This window comes from Bradyrhizobium sp. BWA-3-5 (genome assembly GCF_032917985.1).
Lineage (GTDB): Bacteria > Pseudomonadota > Alphaproteobacteria > Rhizobiales > Xanthobacteraceae > Bradyrhizobium.
The window spans coordinates 3,892,510-3,911,508 of record NZ_CP136626.1 but is presented as its reverse complement, the minus strand read 5'-3'; the positions used below and the strand labels follow the sequence as shown (position 1 = coordinate 3,911,508).

General features: G+C 63.2%; 15 protein-coding genes and 1 tRNA gene. 7 read left to right on the top strand and 9 right to left on the bottom strand.

Annotated elements, in window-relative coordinates; genetic code table 11:
- Nucleotides 1-163: 163 nt before the first annotated feature.
- From RX331_RS18880 to RX331_RS18865, 4 genes are all read right to left on the bottom strand, one after another.
- Nucleotides 164-1,750 (bottom strand): sulfite reductase subunit alpha, encoded by a 1,587-nt coding sequence (locus tag RX331_RS18880; protein WP_317257944.1) that lies wholly within the window; start codon nt 1,748-1,750, stop codon nt 164-166.
- Entirely contained in the window at nt 1,747-3,531 is a 1,785-nt protein-coding gene (locus RX331_RS18875) for a NirA family protein (RefSeq protein ID WP_317257943.1), read from the bottom strand. Before RX331_RS18875 ends, RX331_RS18880 begins: the two co-directional genes overlap by 4 nt.
- A 347-nt stretch (nt 3,532-3,878) precedes the next feature.
- Nucleotides 3,879-5,045, bottom strand: coding sequence for a CmpA/NrtA family ABC transporter substrate-binding protein (locus RX331_RS18870; protein WP_317257942.1), 1,167 nt, complete (start codon nt 5,043-5,045; stop codon nt 3,879-3,881).
- Nucleotides 5,042-5,632 (bottom strand): ANTAR domain-containing response regulator, encoded by a 591-nt coding sequence (locus RX331_RS18865; protein WP_317257941.1) that lies wholly within the window; start codon nt 5,630-5,632, stop codon nt 5,042-5,044. Before RX331_RS18865 ends, RX331_RS18870 begins: the two co-directional genes overlap by 4 nt.
- A 113-nt stretch (nt 5,633-5,745) precedes the next feature.
- On the opposite strand from RX331_RS18865, the gene rimO reads away from it, so the two are divergent.
- The 4 genes from rimO (at nt 5,746) to RX331_RS18845 (ending at nt 10,620) form a co-directional block, all read left to right on the top strand.
- A complete protein-coding gene (gene rimO, locus RX331_RS18860; RefSeq protein WP_317257940.1) occupies nt 5,746-7,071 on the top strand; it encodes a 30S ribosomal protein S12 methylthiotransferase RimO in 1,326 nt (441 codons plus the stop codon).
- Between the two features lie 287 nt (nt 7,072-7,358).
- Nucleotides 7,359-8,555 (top strand): acetylornithine transaminase, encoded by a 1,197-nt coding sequence (locus tag RX331_RS18855; protein WP_317257939.1) that lies wholly within the window; start codon nt 7,359-7,361, stop codon nt 8,553-8,555.
- 156 nt (nt 8,556-8,711) lie between these two features.
- A tRNA-Arg gene (locus tag RX331_RS18850) sits at nt 8,712-8,787 on the top strand.
- Nucleotides 8,788-9,120: 333 nt separating this feature from the next.
- A complete protein-coding gene (locus RX331_RS18845) occupies nt 9,121-10,620 on the top strand; it encodes a GH1 family beta-glucosidase (RefSeq protein WP_317257938.1) in 1,500 nt (499 codons plus the stop codon).
- Between the two features lie 130 nt (nt 10,621-10,750).
- Here the strand turns inward: RX331_RS18845 and RX331_RS18840 are convergent, their stop codons facing one another.
- The 3 genes from RX331_RS18840 to pcsA all read right to left on the bottom strand — a co-directional run bounded on the left by RX331_RS18840 (nt 10,751) and on the right by pcsA (nt 13,222).
- On the bottom strand, nt 10,751-11,725 hold the full coding sequence (locus RX331_RS18840) for a quinone oxidoreductase (RefSeq protein WP_317257937.1): 975 nt from the start codon (nt 11,723-11,725) through the stop codon (nt 10,751-10,753).
- Between the two features lie 73 nt (nt 11,726-11,798).
- Nucleotides 11,799-12,536, bottom strand: coding sequence for a TerC family protein (locus tag RX331_RS18835; protein WP_317257936.1), 738 nt, complete (start codon nt 12,534-12,536; stop codon nt 11,799-11,801).
- Complete coding sequence (pcsA, locus tag RX331_RS18830; RefSeq protein WP_410708242.1) at nt 12,533-13,222, bottom strand: phosphatidylcholine synthase; 690 nt, start codon at nt 13,220-13,222, stop codon at nt 12,533-12,535. The genes RX331_RS18835 and pcsA overlap by 4 nt, the downstream gene beginning before the upstream one ends.
- A gap of 179 nt (nt 13,223-13,401) precedes the next feature.
- On the opposite strand from pcsA, the gene RX331_RS18825 reads away from it, so the two are divergent.
- The gene (locus RX331_RS18825; RefSeq protein WP_317257934.1) at nt 13,402-14,592 is read left to right on the top strand and encodes a UbiH/UbiF family hydroxylase; all 1,191 of its coding nucleotides are present in this window, start codon (nt 13,402-13,404) and stop codon (nt 14,590-14,592) included.
- A gap of 56 nt (nt 14,593-14,648) precedes the next feature.
- On the opposite strand, the gene RX331_RS18820 is transcribed toward RX331_RS18825, so the two are convergent.
- Entirely contained in the window at nt 14,649-15,602 is a 954-nt protein-coding gene (locus RX331_RS18820; RefSeq protein ID WP_317257933.1) for an AEC family transporter, read from the bottom strand.
- Between the two features lie 123 nt (nt 15,603-15,725).
- Here RX331_RS18820 and hspQ point away from each other — a divergent pair, with 123 nt between their 5' ends.
- Complete coding sequence (gene hspQ / locus RX331_RS18815) at nt 15,726-16,058, top strand: heat shock protein HspQ (RefSeq protein ID WP_317257932.1); 333 nt, start codon at nt 15,726-15,728, stop codon at nt 16,056-16,058.
- Between the two features lie 73 nt (nt 16,059-16,131).
- Here hspQ and RX331_RS18810 read toward each other — a convergent pair whose 3' ends face one another.
- The gene (locus tag RX331_RS18810) at nt 16,132-16,908 is read right to left on the bottom strand and encodes an invasion associated locus B family protein (protein WP_317257931.1); all 777 of its coding nucleotides are present in this window, start codon (nt 16,906-16,908) and stop codon (nt 16,132-16,134) included.
- Nucleotides 16,909-17,170: 262 nt separating this feature from the next.
- Here RX331_RS18810 and RX331_RS18805 point away from each other — a divergent pair, with 262 nt between their 5' ends.
- Complete coding sequence (locus RX331_RS18805) at nt 17,171-18,997, top strand: extracellular solute-binding protein (protein WP_317257930.1); 1,827 nt, start codon at nt 17,171-17,173, stop codon at nt 18,995-18,997.
- Nucleotides 18,998-18,999: the final 2 nt, after the last annotated feature.

Below are 18,999 nucleotides of genomic sequence, written 5' to 3'. Positions count from 1 at the left end.
GGCATGGGCTGCTTATGGAATATCGATCAGGCCGGGATGCAAGATGTCGGCAAAAATAGTGACGCGGGCGCTCCAACTCGCTGCTATCAGAGGGGAAAATTCCCTTTCGCCCGCTCAGGGCGAGAATTTTATTCGGGCCGATTTGAGCTAGCGGGAACCCGAATTAGTAAACATCCTGCTGGAACCGGCCGCTCTTCTTGAGTTCGGCCACGAAACTGACCGCCTCGTCGGTCGATCGGGCGCCGAACTGGGCCACGATATCGACCAGCGCGCGCTCGACATCCTTGGCCATCCGCTTGGCGTCGCCGCAGATGTAGACATGCGCGCCTTCGGCAAGCCAGGTCCACAATTCGCGGCCGACCTCGCGCATCCGGTCCTGCACGTAGAACTTCTTGTCGCCGTCGCGCGACCACGCCAGCGACAGCCGCGTCAGGAGGCCCGATGTCTTCATCGCGTTGAGTTCGTCGGCGTAGAAGAAATCGCAATCGCTGCGCTGATGGCCGAAGAACAGCCAGTTCTTGCCGGGCGCGCCGGTTGCGCGGCGGTCGTGCAGGAAGGCGCGGAACGGCGCGATGCCGGTGCCGGGACCAACCATGATGATCGGCGTCTTCGGGTCCTGCGGCAGCGCAAAACCGTGCGCCTTCTGCACATAGGCCTTCAGCTCATCGCCGGGATTAATGCGCTCGGCGAGGAAGGTCGAGGCCAGCCCCAAGCGCCGGCGCTTGTTGATCACGTAGCGCACGCAGTCGACCGTCAGCGACAATCTTCCGGGCGTCGCATTATGTGACGATGAGATCGAATAGAGCCGCGGCTGCAGCGGCTCCAGCGCCTCGACGAAGGCCTCGGGGTGCGGGCGCACGCCGGAAAATTTTTGCAACACCGCCATCACATCGAGCGTCGCGGCGTCGCCATCGGGATCCTCGCCCTGCGCCAGCGCGCGCGCCTTCTCGCGCCTTGCGCCGCCGGTCAGGTACGAGATCAGTTCGAACAGCTGATCCGGCGCCGGCGACAGCGAGACGTCGTCGATCAAGACCTCGCGCAGCGTCTTGCCGTTGACTTTGGTAGTGTGGGAGGCGCCGAGCAGTGCGATGATCTGGTCCACGAGCCCGACATCATTGCGCGCAAAGATGCCGAAGGAATCGCCGACGACATAGTCGAGGCCGGCCGCGGACAGATCGAACTCGATGTGCCAGGTCTCCTTCTCCGAGCCTTGTTTGTTCAACAGGCGCCGTGACAGGAAGGTGGCGGCAACCGGATTATCGCGCGACCGTCCGGGCTCCGTGACGGCGGCAGGCGCGGCAGCGGCCGCTGGCGCAGATGACGGTACCTTGTCGAGCTCCTCATACAGCGACTTCAGCATCCGCGCGGTTTCCTTGCCGCCGGGGACGCAGAGGTTGAGCCGCGCTTCGCTCTTGCTGGCAATCGCCTCGGAATAGTTGTGGCAGTCATAACCGCACTGGCCGCAGTCCTGCTGCGCCATCGCTGCCATCATCCGCCGCCGCAGCGGCCGGCCCTCTGCGAGCTTCATGCGCTCGGCCATCGGCATGGTCTGGTCGTGCCACGGCGCTTCGCCGTCATCGCCATCGCCGACCGCGCCCTGCATGACAGCGGCGCCCTGCTCGGCCGATAACGGCGTGGCATCGGAAAGCAACCCGGCAAAGAATCCATTCAGCCAGGAGCGCTGCGCCTCCGAGAATGGCGCGTTCGATGGAATGATTTCGATCTTCGGTGGCGGCGTGATCTGGTTCATGCGGACACCTCAGCATCGGCAAGCCTGCGCAAGGTCGCGCCGTCATGGCGGCGCGCAAATGTCAGGAATGATTCTTCGGGCGAGACGCGATGCTTGAGATAGGCCTTCAGCAACCTCTCCACCGTCTGAGGCGCATCTTTCGCCTTGAGGTCACGAAAAACCTCCTGCCCGACATCGGCGTCGGGACCAAAGCCGCCACGGGCAAACAAATGATAGCCCTCGACGGTGTCATTGTCCTCGCCGACGGGCACGCGCGCGGCGATCAGGCCGATATCGCTGATGTAGTGCTGGGCGCAGGAGTGATGGCAGCCGGTGACGTGGATGTTGATCGGCGTGTCGATATCAACGCGCGGCTCGCACCAGTCGCCGATCTCGGCGGCGTGGCGCTTGGTGTTGGAAGCGGCAAACCGGCAGCCGGCATTGCCGGTGCAGGCGATCAGGCCGGCGCGGATGTGGGAGGCGTCGACCGCCAGCCCGATCTTCCTGATCGCAGCGATGGCGAGCTCGAGGTTCTCGTCGCGCACACCCGGAATCAAGAGGTTCTGCCAGACGGTCAGGCGGAGATCGCCGTCGCCGAGATCCTGCGCGATCTTGGCGAGGCCGCGCATCTGCTCGCAGGTGACTCTTCCGAGCGGCAATGACACGCCGATCCAGTTCAGCCCGTCCTGCTTCTGTTTGTGCACGCCGATATGCGCCATGCGATCCGCAGGCGGCCGCGGGGCAAATGCTTCCGCCGGCACGCGCGCGAAAGGTTTGCCGAGCCGCTCCTCGACCAGCGCGAGGAATTTCTCGTGCCCCATGCCGTCGAGCACATATTTCAGCCGGGCCTTGTTGCGGTTGGTGCGGTCGCCGAGATCGATGAAGATGCGCACAATGGCGTCGGCCACTTTGGTGGTGTCGGCCGGCTTCACGATGATGTCGGTATACTTCGCAAAGTCCTTGTGGCCGGTGATGCCGCCGAGCCCGAGGCGAAACCAGATGCCGGCATCAGTGCCAAAGCCGTCTTTCACCTCGACCGCCGTGAAGGCAATATCATTCGTGTCTTCCAGCGCGGCGATCTTGCCGGCGCCGTCGAAGGCGACGTTGAACTTGCGCGGCAGCCCGTAGAGCGAGCGGTCGTTGAGAATGTGGTAGTGCCACTCGCGGGCGTATTCGCGCGTGTCGAGCAGTTCCTGGGGATCGATACCGGCGGTCGGCGTGCCCGTGACGTTTCGGATGTTGTCGGCGCCCGTGCCACGCGAGCAGAGGCCGAGATCCTGGATGCCCTCGATCAGCGCCACCGCATGCTTGGGCGGGATTTCCCGCACCTGCAGATTGGCGCGCGTGGTGACGTGGCAGAACGGCCCGCACAGTTGCTCGATGAGATCGGCGAGCCCCGAAAACTGCCAGTGCTTCAGGATTCCGTTCGGGATCCTCAAGCGGCACATGTAGGAGTCCTGCGCCGGCGCGACATAGAACAGGCCGTAATAGCGCCAGCGGAAATTGTCCGCCGCACTAGGCGGTGCATTGTCGAGCGCCTGCTGCTTCAGCCGCGGATAGGCGTCGAACGGATGCTCCTCGCGCTTGAACTTCTCGGGATCCGCGAGCTTCTTGCCGGATGCGATGACCTTGTCCTGCGCCTTGATATGCGCGGCATCCGGCCCGGTCGGCTCAGAGCTTGCCTTGCCCGCATTGCCACCGAGGCCGCGCCCGACCCGGCTGATCTGCAGCCCTGCGGTGAAGCCTTCGAGGTAGCGTTTCTGCTCGTCGGTAAAGTCGACGGAGAGCGTTTCCATTTTCATGCGCGACGAAACTCCTGCGGCCACGTCAGGTGGTGTCAACGGGCGTAATAGACCGCGCGGAATCGGCTCGGCGGAGATGCCGGCGGCGATATTTCCAGCGGTCCGATCAGCTTCGTTGCTGCGGAAATCCATCTTGGACGTCGGTCGGCAGGCTTCAGCGACGACCGACCGCACTGCAACATTCAAGTTGCGTGCCAGTGGGCGTCAATAAAAATTTGCTTATTTTTCAGTGCGTTCCGGGAAGGCACTCAAAATGATGAAGCGCGCTTCACTGCTGCTCCGCAGGCACAGGCGCCCAACAATTAGGCGCTTTCCATTTTTGCCTAATATTGCCTCAGACCGAGGCCTCACGGCTTCCAATGGCCGATCTTGAAGGCCGCCAGATGGCCGGCGATATCGTCCGGGTCAAACGCGGGTCCGACGAACGCTCCGATGGCGCCAGACGCGTCAGATTCAGCCGCTGAACGTCCCATGGCCGCGTCATAAAGATCGGGCCTGAACACGCCGATGGCGGTCTGCAGCGCCTCAGGCCGCATTCCTGTCTGCCCCCAGCGCACCATCTGGGCGTAAAGCCAGGCGGCCTGCGCAGGATCGGGACGGCCCGCCCCCTCGCGCCCGACCAGCAGATAGCGGCTGCTTTCGCGCCTTGCGCCGCCAGGCGAAACCTTGAGCCGGCCATCGAGGGTTCGCTGGATCAACTCCGGATCGACGCCGATCCGCTCGGGCCGGGCCAAAATGCCGGCGGCATCCGCGCGATTTTCGGGCTGTTCGATAAAATCGGCCGCCATCGCGCAGGCCCGCGTCAGCGCCGCCAGCACCTGCGGATTCTTCTCCGACCAGCTCTGTCGCACGGCAAGCACCTTCTCCGCCGCGCGGACCAGAATATCAGATGAGAAATGCAGGATGTGGCCGATGCCGAGATCGACCGCGATCGAATTCCAGGGCGCGCCGACGCAGAAGGCGTCGACCTGGCCGTTGGCCAGGCTGTCCACCATGTAGGGCGGCGGCAGCACCACGAGCCGGACATCCTCATCGGGATCGACCCCGCCCGCCGCCATCCAGAACCGGAGCTGGTAATTGTGGGTCGAGAACGGGAACGTCATGCCGAAGGTCAGCGGTTCCGCCCCGCTCTTGCGCCGCTTCGCCACGACGCGGGCGAGCGCCAGCGCCGTCGCCATCGGATCGAGCGCATCGCCATCGATCTCGGCAATGATGGCCGCATGCAGCGGCGGCGACACCGTAATCGCATTGCCGTTGAGGCCGAGATTGAACGGCGCCACGATCGGCACCTTGACGTGGCCGAGGCCGAGACTGGAGGCAATTGCCACCGGCGCCAACAGATGCGCGGCATCGAACATGCCGATATTGAGCTTGTCGCGGACGTTGGACCACGACACCTCCCGCACCAGCGTGACATCCAGCCCTTCGGCGGCGGCAAAGCCCTTGTCGACGGCGATGATCAGCGCGGAGGCGTCGACCAGCGGAATGAAGCCGATATGCAGCGGTGTGGTCATTTCAGGAGCTCCGACGCCGTCAGGATCGACTGCGCGATCTCGCCAATCTTCTTTTTCTCGCGCATCGCGGTGGAGCGCATCAGCACATAGGCCTCTTCTTCGGTGAGGCCCTTCACCTTCATCAAAATTCCCTTGGCGCGGTCGATCACCTTGCGCTCCTCCAGCGCGGACTTGGTGCGGTCGAGCTCATCCTGCAGCTTGGCGAAGGCGTTGAAGCGGGAAATGCAGAGGTCGAGGATCGGCTTGATCCGCTCCTTCTTCAGGCCGTCGACGATATAGGCGGAGACGCCGGCCTCGACCGAGGCCTGGATCGAGGCCGCATCGCTCTGATCGACGAACATGGCGATCGGCCGCCGCACCGCGCGACTGACCTGGAACATCTGTTCCAGAACGTCACGGCTGGGGTTTTCCAGGTCGATCAGGATGACGTCGGGATCGAGGGCATAAATCCGCGCCAAAAGGCTCTGCATCTCGCTGATATGCACGACGCCGGTAAAGCCCGCCTCCCGCAGCCCCTCCTCCAGGATTGCGGCCCGAATCGGGCTTTCGTCGACAATCACGATTTTCGGCGACGACTCAGCGCTCATCGATCAACTCTTAACCCGGCAGGGCATCCATAGCACGGAAGAAGCGCCCGCAAAGCCTTGTAATTGTGAGCAATTGGGACTAGGTCGTGCCCATCAATCAGGCAGATTTAGATATGCAACAGGCCGCCGCGCCCAAGATCAGCTTTGTTTCGCTTGGGTGCCCCAAGGCATTGGTGGATTCCGAGCGCATCATCACGCGGCTGCGCGCGGAAGGCTATGAGCTCGCCCGCAAGCATGACGGCGCCGACATCGTCATCGTCAACACCTGCGGCTTCCTCGACAGTGCCAAGCAGGAATCGCTCGGCGCCATCGGCGAGGCCATGGCCGAGAACGGCAAGGTGATCGTCACCGGCTGCATGGGCGCGGAACCCGAGCAGATCGAGACGGCCTATCCGGGCGTGCTCTCGATCACGGGCCCGCAGCAATATGAGAGCGTGCTGGAGGCCGTGCACCGGGCGTTGCCACCGGTCCATAACCCGCATCTCGATCTGGTGCCGCCGCAGGGCGTCAAGCTGACGCCGCGTCACTACGCGTACTTGAAGATTTCCGAAGGCTGCAACAACCGCTGCAGCTTCTGCATCATTCCAAAGCTGCGTGGCGATCTGGTGTCACGGCCGGCGGGCGACGTGCTGCGCGAAGCGGAACGGCTCGTTAAGGCCGGCGTCAAGGAATTGCTCGTGATCTCGCAGGACACGTCAGCCTATGGCGTCGACCTGAAATACGCCGAAAGCCCATGGCAGGACCGACAGGTCCGCGCAAAATTCTTCGATCTCGCCAAGGAACTCAGCGAGCTTGGCGCCTGGGTACGGCTTCAATACGTCTACCCGTACCCGCATGTCGACGAAGTCATCGGCCTGATGACCGAGGGCAAGGTCCTGCCCTATCTCGATATCCCCTTCCAGCACGCGAGCCCGGAAGTTTTGAAGGCGATGAAGCGTCCCGCCGCGCAGGAAAAGACGCTGGCGCGGATCAAGAAGTGGCGCGAAGAATGTCCTGACCTGACGCTTCGCTCGACCTTCATCGTCGGCTTTCCCGGCGAGACGGATTCGGATTTCGCCTATCTGCTCGACTGGCTCGAAGACGCCGAGATCGACCGGCTCGGCTGTTTCAAATACGAGCCGGTGGCCGGCGCCGCCTCCAACGCGATCGGTAATGCCGTGCCCGACGAGGTCAAGCAGGAGCGCTGGAATGCGCTGATGGCACGGCAGCAGAAAATCTCCGCCCGCCGCCTCAAGCGCAAGGTCGGCACGCGGCAGCAAATCATCATCGACGAAGTCGGCCCGACGGTTGCCAAGGGTCGTTCAAAGGCCGACGCGCCGCAGATCGACGGCGCGGTCTATCTGTCGAGCCGCCGGCCGCTGAAGGTCGGCGAGATCGTCACCGCCAAGATCGAGCGTTCCGATCAGTACGATCTGCACGGCAGCGTCGCAGGGTTCTGATCCCCTCATGAAGTCGCGCGCGACGCCGGCGGCAGCGCTCCGGCGAGCTTCCGCTTGACATGATCTACGGTTCGGCTGTATGGCCCATCGCCATGAAGCTGAACCGGACCAACCGCCGCGCCTGCCTGCGTCGTCGCTCCCGCGACGATGATGGGGCGCGCCATGTCCGACGACAACGCTGATTAGCTAGTTTTCAGCCACGTTTTCGAGAAGGCCGCACCCTCAAAAGTGCGGCCTTCTTGCGTTTCGGCCTGCCCCCCTTCCGCAAAACCCCAGAGGAGATCGACATGACCCATGCTGCCCATCCGTTCGACGCGCTGATGAACATCACGGCACGCCCGCAGGCCGTGTTCGTCCGCGGCGAAGGCGCCTATCTCTGGGACGACGCCGGCAAGCGCTATCTCGATTTCATGCAGGGCTGGGCCGTCAACTGCCTCGGCCATTCACCGCCTGTTGTCGCCGAAGCCCTCGCGGCGCAGGCCAAGCTGCTGCTGACGCCAAGCCCTGCGTTCTACAACGGCCCCTGCCTGAAGCTGGCGCAGGCGCTGGTCGAAAAGAGCTGCTTCGATCAGGTTTTCTTCGCCAACTCCGGCGCGGAAGCCAACGAAGGCGCCATCAAGCTCGCGCGAAAATACGGCGCCAAGCACAAGAACGGCGCGTTCGAGATCATCACCTTCGAGGGCGGCTTTCACGGCCGCACGCTGGCAACCATGTCGGCCTCGGGCAAGAAGGCGTTCGAGCCGCTGTTCGAGCCGAAAGTATCGGGCTTCCGGAAAGCGAAACTCAACGACCTCGATTCCGTGAAGGCGTTGATCTCGGACAACACGGTTGCGGTGATGCTGGAGCCGATCCAGGGCGAGGCCGGCGTGTGGCCGGCGACCGATCAATTCCTGAAGGAGCTACGTACGCTCACCAGCGAGCATGGCCTCCTTCTGATCGTCGACGAAATCCAGACCGGCATGGGCCGGACCGGCAAGCTGTTTCACTACGAGCATGCCGGCATCGCGCCCGACATCATGACGCTCGGCAAGGGCATCGGCGGCGGCGTGCCGCTCGCCGCCCTGCTCGCAACCAAGGAAGCCTCGTGCTTCGAGCATGGCGACCAGGGCGGCACGTTCAACGGCAATCCATTGATGTGCGCCGCGGGGCTGGCGGTGCTTGAGGAAGTGTCGAAGCCGGAGTTTTTGAAAGCGGCCGGCGATGCCGGCCTGTTTCTTGAGAGCGAGTTGCAGAAACTCTCGGCACGGCACGGCCTTGGCGAAGTGCGGGGTCGCGGCTTGTTGCTGGCACTCGATCTCAAGCTGCCGATCGGCGGAGCGATCGTGGCCGAAGCGCTGGCAGACGGCGTCCTCATCAACTCGCCCCAGCCCGACGCCCTGCGGTTCATGCCCGCGCTCAACGTCACGCGCGAGGAGATCTCGCTGATGATCGATTGCCTTGACGCGGTTTTGGTCAAGGCGGGTGCGGCAAGACGGGTGGCTTAGCCTCTCCTGTCATTCCGGGGCGATGCGCAGCATCGAACCATGGGGCGCTCCGCGCCCCTGAGAATCTCGAGATTCCGGGTCTGGTGCTAGCTAGCGCACCATCCCGGAATGACGGCGACAACCTCTGGCCGCAAAAATCGCAACCGATGACGGCATGGTTCCGTAGCTCAATGGACAGAGCATCGCGTTGCGGACGCGAAGGTTCGAGGTTCGAGTCCTCGCGGGACCACCACTTTGCTGGGTTAACCAGAGCGCGGACTAGTTAGCACGCAACCAGACGCGGATTGATGTGGGCTTGAGGAAGGCCAGGTAGTTGGCCGCCATGGCGTATCGTTTCGCGACACGCCGACATTGCTTCTTGTTGAACAACCGTTTGAATTTACTTCTGCTCTCGGCGCAACAAGGGACCTGACGGGGCCTGCTGCCGGATCGGGCCCGTCGCGAATGACCCCGAAGCGGGCTTCGCCCACAGGTCAATTGAGTTGTATACTTGGGAGGCGAGTACGACAGCTTGCAGCCGACAATACTGCAATGGATCATCTCTCATTCTGCCAGGGAGGATCGAATGCCAACTAACCTCTCACGTCGGGACATTGGAAAGCTCGCAGGTGCTGCCGCTTTGACCGTCACCGCCAATGGACCGGCTTCCGCTCAACAGAGGAAGAACCAAGCGCGGTCGGCAGCCGGTCTCCCGCAGTTTCCCAGAGGCTTCTACTGGGGTGTGGCGACGGCTGCTTATCAGATCGAAGGCTCACCTGATGCCGACGGCAAAGGGAAATCGATCTGGGACGTCTACGCGCACATACCCGGCAAGACGGCGAACGGCGACACCGGCGACGTGGCAATCGACCACTACCGCAGATACAAGGAGGACGTGAAGGTGATGAAGGACCTCGGCGCAAACGCCTATCGGTTCTCCATCTCCTGGCCTCGGGTGGTGCCAACAGGCGACGGTCAACTGAACCAGGCTGGCTTGGACTTCTACAAGCGGCTCGTGGACGAGCTTCTCGCCGCCGGTATCCAGCCCTTTGCTACGCTTTATCACTGGGATCTTCCGCAAGCGTTGCAGGAGAAAGGCGGCTGGCAGTCGCGCGATACAGCCAAGGCGTTCGGCGACTACGCAGCGCACGTGGCGCGGGGGCTTGGCGACCGGTGCAAGCACTTCTTCACGCTCAATGAGTTCCAGAACTTCGTTGATATGGGCCATCGCGGAGTGGAGCTGATGGTTCAGGGCAAGCCGGTCAAAATCGAGCTTGCTCCCGGTTTGAAGCTCGAACAAGGGCCGCTGAACCAAGTCGCCCACCACGCTGTGCTCGCGCACGGGCTGGGCGTTCAGGCGATACGTGCATCAGGTCAGCGCGGCATGAAGATAGGTCCCGCCGAGGTTCTTTTCTGCGCCGTTCCGGTCATCGACACGCCCGAACATGTCAGAGCGGCCGAAGCTGCCACGAGGGTGCTGAACGCCCGCTTCCTGGATGTGATGCAAACCGGGAAATATAGCGATGACTACCTGAGGACGGCAGGCAGAGATGCACCCAGCTTCACCGACGAAGATATGCGGGCCATTGCGTCGCCGCTGGATTTCATCGGCGTCAACATCTACATCCCGAAAATGTACGTCGAAGCGTCAGAAGATGCCCCCGGCTACAAGCAAGTGCCCCTGAATGTGTCGCATCCGAAGATGTTCTCGCCTTGGCACTCATTGTCCCCCGAAGTCATGTATTGGGGACCGCGCCTGCTCAACTCACTCTGGCGGCCCAGAGAGATTTACATCACCGAGAATGGCTGCGCGGCGAGCGACCAGAAGACCGCGGGCGGAAAGGTGTACGATGCGGACCGGGTGATGTATCTGCGCAACGTGATGGCCCAACTACAACGTGCCACTGCCGAGGGTGTGCCTGTGAAAGGCAACTTTGTGTGGAGTGCGTTCGACAATCTCGAATGGACCGGAGGGTTCGGCACTCGCTTCGGATTGGTCTACGTGGATTTCCAGACGCAACAGCGAACACCCAAACTAAGCGCTTCCTGGTTCAGGGAAGCCGCGAGACGGAACGCGGTAGTTTAAGTGCGGAATGTCAGCTCCTGGTGCATAGCGGACTCAGGCAAGCCACTCGATCGAGGTGGATTGCTTCGCGGAGCCTGTCATCGGGCGCGCATTCGCGCGACCCGTTGGCTCGCAATGACGGCGGAGAGAGTTACGGCCGCAGAATCGCGGCCCCGGTCGTCGCCCGGCTCTCCAGCTCGGTATGCGCCTTGGCCGCGTCCTTCAGCGCATAGGCGTGGTTGATCGGCACGTGGAGCTTGCCGTTGATGACGGCGGCAAACAGCGTGTCGGCGCCTTCGAGCAATTCCTTGCGGGTCGAGACGTAGTCGTTGAGCTTCGGCCGCGTCGCAAACAGCGAGCCGTGGTTGTTGAGCTCGGCCAGCGGGAACGGCGGCACCGGGCCGGAGGCGTTGCCGAAGCTCACAAACAGGCCGCGTGGCCGCAGGCACGACAGCGACCCCGGGAAGGTGGTCTTGCCGACGCCGTCATAGACGACGTCGCAGAGCTCGTTGCGGCTGATCTGCTTCACCCGGGCCACGAAGTCTTCCTCGTTGTAGAGGATGACGTGGTCGCAGCCGTTGGACAGCGCCAGGTCGGCCTTGGCCTTGGAACCGACGGTGCCGATCACATGCGCGCCGAGCGCCTTCGCCCACTGGCAGGCGAGCAGGCCGATGCCGCCGGCGGCTGCGTGGATCAGCACGCGATGGCCGGGCTCGACCTTGAAGGTCTTGTGCAGGAGATACCAGACGGTCAGCCCCTTGAGCATCAGCACCGCGCCCTGCTCGTAGGTGATGTGGTCGGGCAGCTTGACCAGCTTGTCGGCCGGGATCACTCGCTCGCTGGCGTAGCCGCCGAGCGTGAAATAATAGGCGACGCGATCGCCGGGATGGAAATTGGTGACGCCCGGGCCGACCGCCACCACCTCGCCGGCGGCCTCGTTGCCGGCGATGAACGGCAGTCCCGGCGCCTTGTAGAGGCCGGTGCGGAAATAGACGTCGATGAAGTTCAGGCCGACGGCGTGCTGACGGATGCGGACGTCGCCCGATCCGGGCGCCGGCACCTCCACGTCTTCGTACACCAGGGCTTCCGGCCCTCCCACCTTGTGCACGCGCACGGCCTTGGTCATGACGGTCTCTCCCTAGGGTATCGGCTCAAGCGCCCATCTTGAGCGCGCAACGAAGGCCATCGCCGCCGCGTTGTCAACTCGCCGGAGGTTTGACGGCCTTCCGGCGGTTGCGCCTGGCGAGCACGTTGAACAGTTCGACGGCGGCCGCGAACAGCATGGCAAAGTAGATATAGCCGCGCGGGATGTGGAATTTGAATCCGTCCGCCACCAGCGCTACGCCGATCAGCACCAGGAACGCCAATGCCAGCATCTTGGTCGTGGGATGGTTGGCCACGAAGCGGGCCACCGGGCCCGACGAGACGTACATGACGGCGCAGGCGATCACGACGGCCGCGACCATGATTTCGAGATCCCGCGCCATGCCGATCGCCGTGATGATGGAGTCCAGCGAGAACACCATGTCGACCACGATGATCTGCATGATCACCCAGAAGAACGCGCTGGCGCTCGGCTGGGCATCGGACTCACCTTCGCGCGCCTCCACCTCGCTATGAATCTCATGCGTCGCTTTTGCGATCAGGAAGGCGCCGCCGGCGATCAGGATGATGTCGCGCCAGGACAGTTCGACGCTTTTGACGATGACGATGGGCTCCGTGAGGCCGATCAGCCACACCAAGAGACTGAGCAGGAGGATGCGGAACACCAGCGCGAGCAGGAGGCCGATCTGGCGCGCGCGCTTGGCCTGCGCGGGCGGGATGCGCGACACGATCACCGAAATGAAGATGACGTTGTCGATGCCGAGCACGATTTCCAGCGCCGTCAACGTGAGCAGCGCCAACCAGGCTTCCGGGCTCGTCAGTAATTCCATCATGCCCTGAACGACTTTATCTGCCGGATGACGGCATCGCTTACAATAACGTAGGCGCCAATGGCGCAAAGCCCGACGACGATGGGAGCGCCGACGTCGAAATCATAGATGAGCGTGTAGATCGCAAGCGCCGCCCCGATGGCCATCAGCCATAGCGTCAGCCAGCGCAGTCGCACCACGCGAACCGGATGCAGAACGTGAAACGGGGCGAAGGTGAGCGCGATCAGGATGGCTATTCCGAGCGTGGACGGGATTGGCGGCAGATGCAGCAAGAACAAATAGAACGCCGCGGCGTTCCATAGCGCCGGAAAGCCGCGGAAGTGATTGTCCGATGCCTTCATGCGCCGGTCAGCGAAATAGAGCGCGCCCGATACCACGATGCCAATACCGAGCAGCGGCGCCGCCACCGGCATCAACAGTCGGCTCGTTGCAATGGCATAGGCCGGAACGAACACATAGGTCACGAAATCGACAACGAGGTCGAGCACCTCGCCTGACCAGTTCGGCTGCAACCGCTCGACCTGCAGCTTCCGCGCCAGCGGGCCGTCGATTGCATCGACGATCAGGGCAACGCCAAGCCAGGCGAACATGTTGGCCCACTGCTCGCGCACCGCTTCCATCATCGCAAGCAGCGCGATGCCCGCGCCCATCGCCGTGAAGATGTGTACGGCGAATGCGGCGGTCCGCATTCGCCCGGTCGCCGGGACGGAATCTGGCTCTGTTGTCTGGTCCATTGCTTGGGCAGTGCTATCAGGAATCGCTCCGATTTGCATATCGGCGCTTGCGGCGTTCCGCCGCGCGATTGGGCGGAAACATTTCGGCCAGTTGATGGCTTGAAAATGCCGGCCCGAACGTCAATTGTCCCGATATGAACAATGCATCGCAAGTTTATGACGCCGCCGTGATCGGCGGCGGGCCGGCCGGGTTGACCGCCGCCATTGCGCTAGCTGCAACAGGCGCGAAAACCGCCCTGCTGGCACGCCGCGTTCCCTATGCCGATAACCGCACCACGGCGCTGCTCGGCGCTTCCACCGATCTGCTCGAACGCCTGGACGTCTGGCCCCGCTGCCGGGACAAGGCTGCCGCCTTGCGGACCATGCGCCTTGTCGACGATACCGGCCGGCTGATCCGCGCCCCGGAAGTCCGCTTCTCCTCGGAGGAGATCGGCCTCGAGCAGTTCGGCTACAATATCGACAACCGCTCGCTGATGGTGGCCCTTGAAGAACGCGCCGCAGCGCTTTCGAACCTCATCCGATTTGATGATGAAGCTATTGCGATCGACCCGCAGGATGAACTTGTGACGATCAATACCGGCAAGGGCGAGCCGCTTGCCGCGCGGCTGGTGATCGGCGCCGACGGACGGCAATCGCCCTCGCGCAAGGCAGCCAGAATTGGGATCAGCCGCCGCGACCTGCATCAATCGGCGCTGACCTTCAACGTCAGCCATTCGCGGTCCCATAACGGCATCTCAACCGAGTTTCACACCGCGCAGGGCCCGTGCGTCTTCGTCCCCCTGCCCGGCAACCGCTGCAGCGTGGTGTGGGTTGCAACGACCCGCGAAGCCGAGCGGCTGATGTCGCTCAGCGACGACGAATTGTCGGAAGCCGCAGAGAAACAGTCGCATTCCATTCTCGGCCGTATCCAGGTCGAGGCCGGGCGCAACCTGTTTCCGCTGACGATCGAACGTCCCGACCAATTCGCCAGCCACCGCGTCGCACTCGTCGGCGAGTCCGCCCATGTGGTGCCGCCGATCGGCGCGCAGGGCCTCAACATGGGGCTGCGCGATGCCGCCGATATCGCCGACATCGCGGGCGAAGCACTCTCGCGCGGCGAAGATCCGGGATCATCGGCGGTGCTGGCGCGCTATCAGTCCGCCCGCCGCGCCGATGTCGCCAGCCGGTTGATCGCAATCGACGTCGCCAACCGCTCGCTGCTCAGCGATTTTCTGCCGCTGCAATCGCTGCGTGCGGTGGGCATGCACCTGCTCGGCTCGTTCGGCCCACTGCGGCGGCTGGCCATGCGCGAGGGGCTGGCGCCGACCTGGAAGCGGGTGAGCTAGCTCCAGGCTACTGTGCATGGGGTTGTTTTCGCGATTTTGTGTTTCGGCGCCCCGCTCTACGGAAACGCCAGCCGCCCGCTCTGGATGAACCACATCACGCTGGTCAGCGTGACCACGGAGGCAAACGTCCCGATCAGGACCGCCACCGATGCCGGTTCGATCCAGGTGTTGTTCTGCCGGGCCATCACGAAGACATTGAGCGCCGGCGGCAGCGCGGCCATCAGCATTGCGGTTGCCGCCCAGGGCTGCGCGAACGGGCCGAACAGCAGCATCAGTCCGAACACGATGATCGGATGGATCAAAAGCTTGATCGCGATTACCCCGGGCACTTCCCAGGGCACGCGATCGAACGGCCGCAGCGCCACGGTGACTCCCAGTACGAACAGCGCGGTCGGCGCAGCGGCGTTCTGCAGAAACAGCAGCGTCCGGTCGAGCACGGTCGGCAACGGAATGTGGAACGCGGCGACGAGCGCACCGAGAACGGCGGACATGATCAGCGGATTGAGCGCGATCTGCCGCGCGGCGACGCCGACCGCATGCAGGAACGAGCGATGCTCGCGGTCGGTCAGCGCCATCAACAGCGGCACGATGGTGAACAGGAAGATGCTGTCGCAGCAGAAGATCAGCGCGGTCGGCGCCGCCGCCTTGGCGCCGAGCACCGCCAGCGCGAGGCCCGGTCCCATATAGCCGATATTGCCATAGGCGCCGGCAAGGCCCGCGATGGTCGCCTTGCGCAGCGACAGTTCGCCGATGATGCGGCCCACCACCATCGCCAGCACGAAGGCGCTCATGGTCGCCAGCGTGGTCGCGATCAGGAACGGCGGATTGTTCAGTTCGGAAAACGGCGTTTCCGACATGATGCGAAACAGCAGTGCCGGCAGCGAGACGTAGAGCAGGAAGAAATTCATCCAGGCAAGGCCCGCTTCCGGGAGCCCTTTTGTCTTGCCGCAGGCGAAACCGATGAAGATCAGGCCGAAATAGGGAAGCGCAAGGTTGAGGATATCGGCCATCGCGAAAACGTCTTTTCGTCAGTGATTTCGGGGGCATGGCGGCAGAAGCAGCCACCTTGCGTAAAGGTTAATTCGTCCTATTGCCCCTAGCATCGGCCACAATCATGGTCTATTCGACAGGACATGATCAAAGCGCGCACCGCCAAATTCCAGATCGGCCAGATCGTCCGCCACCGGGTGTTCTCATTCCGCGGCGTGATTTTCGATATCGATCCCGAATTCAACAACACAGAGGAATGGTGGTTGTCGATCCCCGAGGAGGTTCGTCCTCACAAGGATCAGCCGTTCTATCATCTGCTCGCGGAAAATTCGGAGACCGAATACGTCGCCTATGTCTCCGAACAAAACCTGCTGCCGGACGATTCCGGTGAGCCGATCCGGCATTCGCAGGTCGCGGAGATCTTCATCAAGGACAAGTCCGGCGGCTATCGCCCGCGCAATGCGTCGCTGAATTAGTCGTCTATATCCGCAACGAAAAAGGCGCCCACCGGGGCGCCTTTTGTGTTTTGGCGAATGGCCGCCGGCGCGCTTACTTCGCCGCCGGATTGGCGCCGCCCGCGCCTTCGAGTTTCTTGCGCTGCTCTTCGGCCCGCTTCTGCAGCTCCTCCTGCAGCTTCTTCTGGTTTTCTTCGAACTGCTTCGGATCGGTCGGCGGGCCGTCATAGGCCTTGGCGAATTCGCCGGCGAGCGGCAGCGGCAGCGTCAGCGGCGCGCCGTTGGAATTGATCGCCTGAACAACGAGGTTCTGGCCCTTCTTCAGGTTCGCGATCAGCTCGGGCGTGGCCTCGTAGTCGGACATGCAGCCGTTCTGGAAGCAGATGACGTAGGGGCTCTGCTGCGGCGGGTTGCTGTCGACGATGATGCGGGTGCCGTGCACGAGCTGCATGCCGAGCGGAAGCGTCACGCGCAGCAGCTTCTTCGGCTCGCCTTCCGGCTCGATGATGACGGCAGCGATGACGGGCTGGCCTGATTCGATGCGACCATCCTTGCCGGTGAAGCAGACCTGCTTGGCGCCGGCTTCCTGGCCCTTGAGGCAGAACTTGGTCCAGGGCGCGTAGATCAGCTGGACCTGCTGCTCCTGCGGTTGCGGAGCGCCGGCGGCAGGCGCGCCAGCGGCCGGGGCCTGCTGGGGCGTGGGCGCCGGACCCTTGGGAGCTGCCTTCGGCGCCGCTTTCGGAGCGGCCGGCGCTGGCTGCTGGGCCTGTGCACCGGAAGCGATCAACATTGCCGAGAGCGCCGAAGCCGCCAACAGGGACAAGATCTGCCCACGCGGCTGGCCCGACCCGGCCAAGATACGGAAATTCATTGCGGAAAACCCTTTCTGAACCGGAGCGCCCGAAACCGCTACAGACGCCGACACCTCTACCCGCGCTGAGGCGGCTATCTCGTTGGCAATTGAGGCGGATACGTGACAGGCGTTTCCGCCATCATCAACTGCCCGCCTTCAATACAGCGGCGGTCGAAAAGATCAATGGCGACAGGCTCCTTTGGTGTTCCTCGCAAGCCGGGGCCGGCCCTATGGTAAAGCTTTCCTCGTGCGAATTTTCGAATCAAATCCCGATCTCTCTATGCCCCGTTCCGGGCGTATCCCCCTGCGTGTACTGAGGTGGGCCGCCCTCGCGCTGGGTGTAGCCCTGTTTGCTGCGGTTGGTTCGGCGAAGGCGGCCGAAAGTCACGCGCTGGCGATGCATGGCGAGCCGGCCGTTCCCGCCGGTTTCTCGCACATGCCTTACGTCAATCCCGATGCGCCGAAGGGCGGGCGGCTGGTCTGGGGCGTCCTTGGAACTTTCGACAGTCTCAATCCCCTGATTGTCCGCGGCCTCGCCGTTCAGCAGATCAGGGGCTTTGTGGTCGAGAGCCTGATGACGCGCGGGAATGACGAGGCCTTCACGCTCTATGGCCTCTTGGCCCGGAGCGTCGAGACCGACGATGCGCGCAGCTACGTCACTTTCCGTCTCGACCCCAGGGCACGCTTCGCCGACGGCAAGCCGGTGACGGCCGAGGACGTCCTGTTTTCCTGGGCGCTGCTGCGCGACAAGGGCCGCCCCAACCACCGCCAGTATTATTCCAAAGTCGCAAAAGCCGAGGCGACCGACCCGCTCACCGTGCGATTCGATTTCGGCGGGGCGAACGATCGCGAATTACCGCTGATCCTCGGTCTGATGCCGGTCCTGCCGCAGCACGCAGTCGATCCCGCGACATTCGAGGAAACCACGATGACCGGACCGGTCGGTTCCGGCCCCTACCGCGTCACCGCGGTCAAACCCGGGGCCACCGTCACGCTTACCCGCAATCCCGACTACTGGGGCCGCGATCTGCCGGTTAATCGGGGCCTCTGGAACTTCGACGAGATCAGGCTCGATTACTTTCGCGAGGCCAACAGCCAGTTCGAGGCGTTCAAGCGCGGCCTTTATGATTTTCGCGTCGAATACGAGCCGCTGCGCTGGCATGACGGCTACGATTTTCCGGCCGCCAAGAGCGGCGAATTGATCCGCGACACCATCAAGACCGGAATGCCGCAGCCGTCGGAATTTCTGGTGTTCAACACCCGCCGCCCGATGTTTTCGGACATCCGCGTGCGGCAGGCGTTGACGCTGCTGTTCGATTTCGAGTGGATCAACCGCAACTATTTCTTCGGCCTGTATGCCCGGTCAGCCGGCTTCTTTGCAGGATCCGAACTATCAGCCTATGGCCGGCCCGCCGACGAGCGCGAGCGCGAGTTGCTAAAGCCATTCGCCGAACGCATCCGGCCGGACATTCTCGACGGCAGCTACCGCCTGCCCGTCACCGATGGTTCAGGCCGTGATCGCACGACGTTACGCCAGGCGCTGAGCCTGTTGTCGGAAGCCGGCTACGACCTCGACGGGGCCGTGCTGCGGCAGCGTTCGACCAAGACGCCGCTGACCTTCGAAATCCTGGTAACGGCGCGCGACCAGGAGCGGATTGCGCTCGCCTATCAGCGCGACCTCAAGCGCGCCGGGATCGAGGCCAGCGTGCGCGCCGTCGATCCCGTGCAGTTCGACCAGCGGCGGCTCGGCTACGAGTTCGACATGCTGCAGAACCGCTGGGATCAGTCGCTGTCCCCCGGCAATGAGCAGTCCTTCTACTGGGGCAGCCAGGCCGCCGACATCACGGGCACGCGGAACTACATGGGCGCCAAAGAACCCGCCATCGACGCCATGATCGCCGCCCTGCTCCAGGCACGCGAACGTCCCGCCTTCGTCTCCGCCGTGCGGGCGCTCGACCGCGCCCTGATGTCAGGTTTCTACGCGATCCCTGTGTTTAACGTGCAGGAGCAATGGATTGCGCGGTGGAATCGGATAGAAATTCCTGCAGCGACCGCGTTATCGGGTTACCTTCCAGAGACCTGGTGGCACAAGCCGCAAGCGAAGTGACC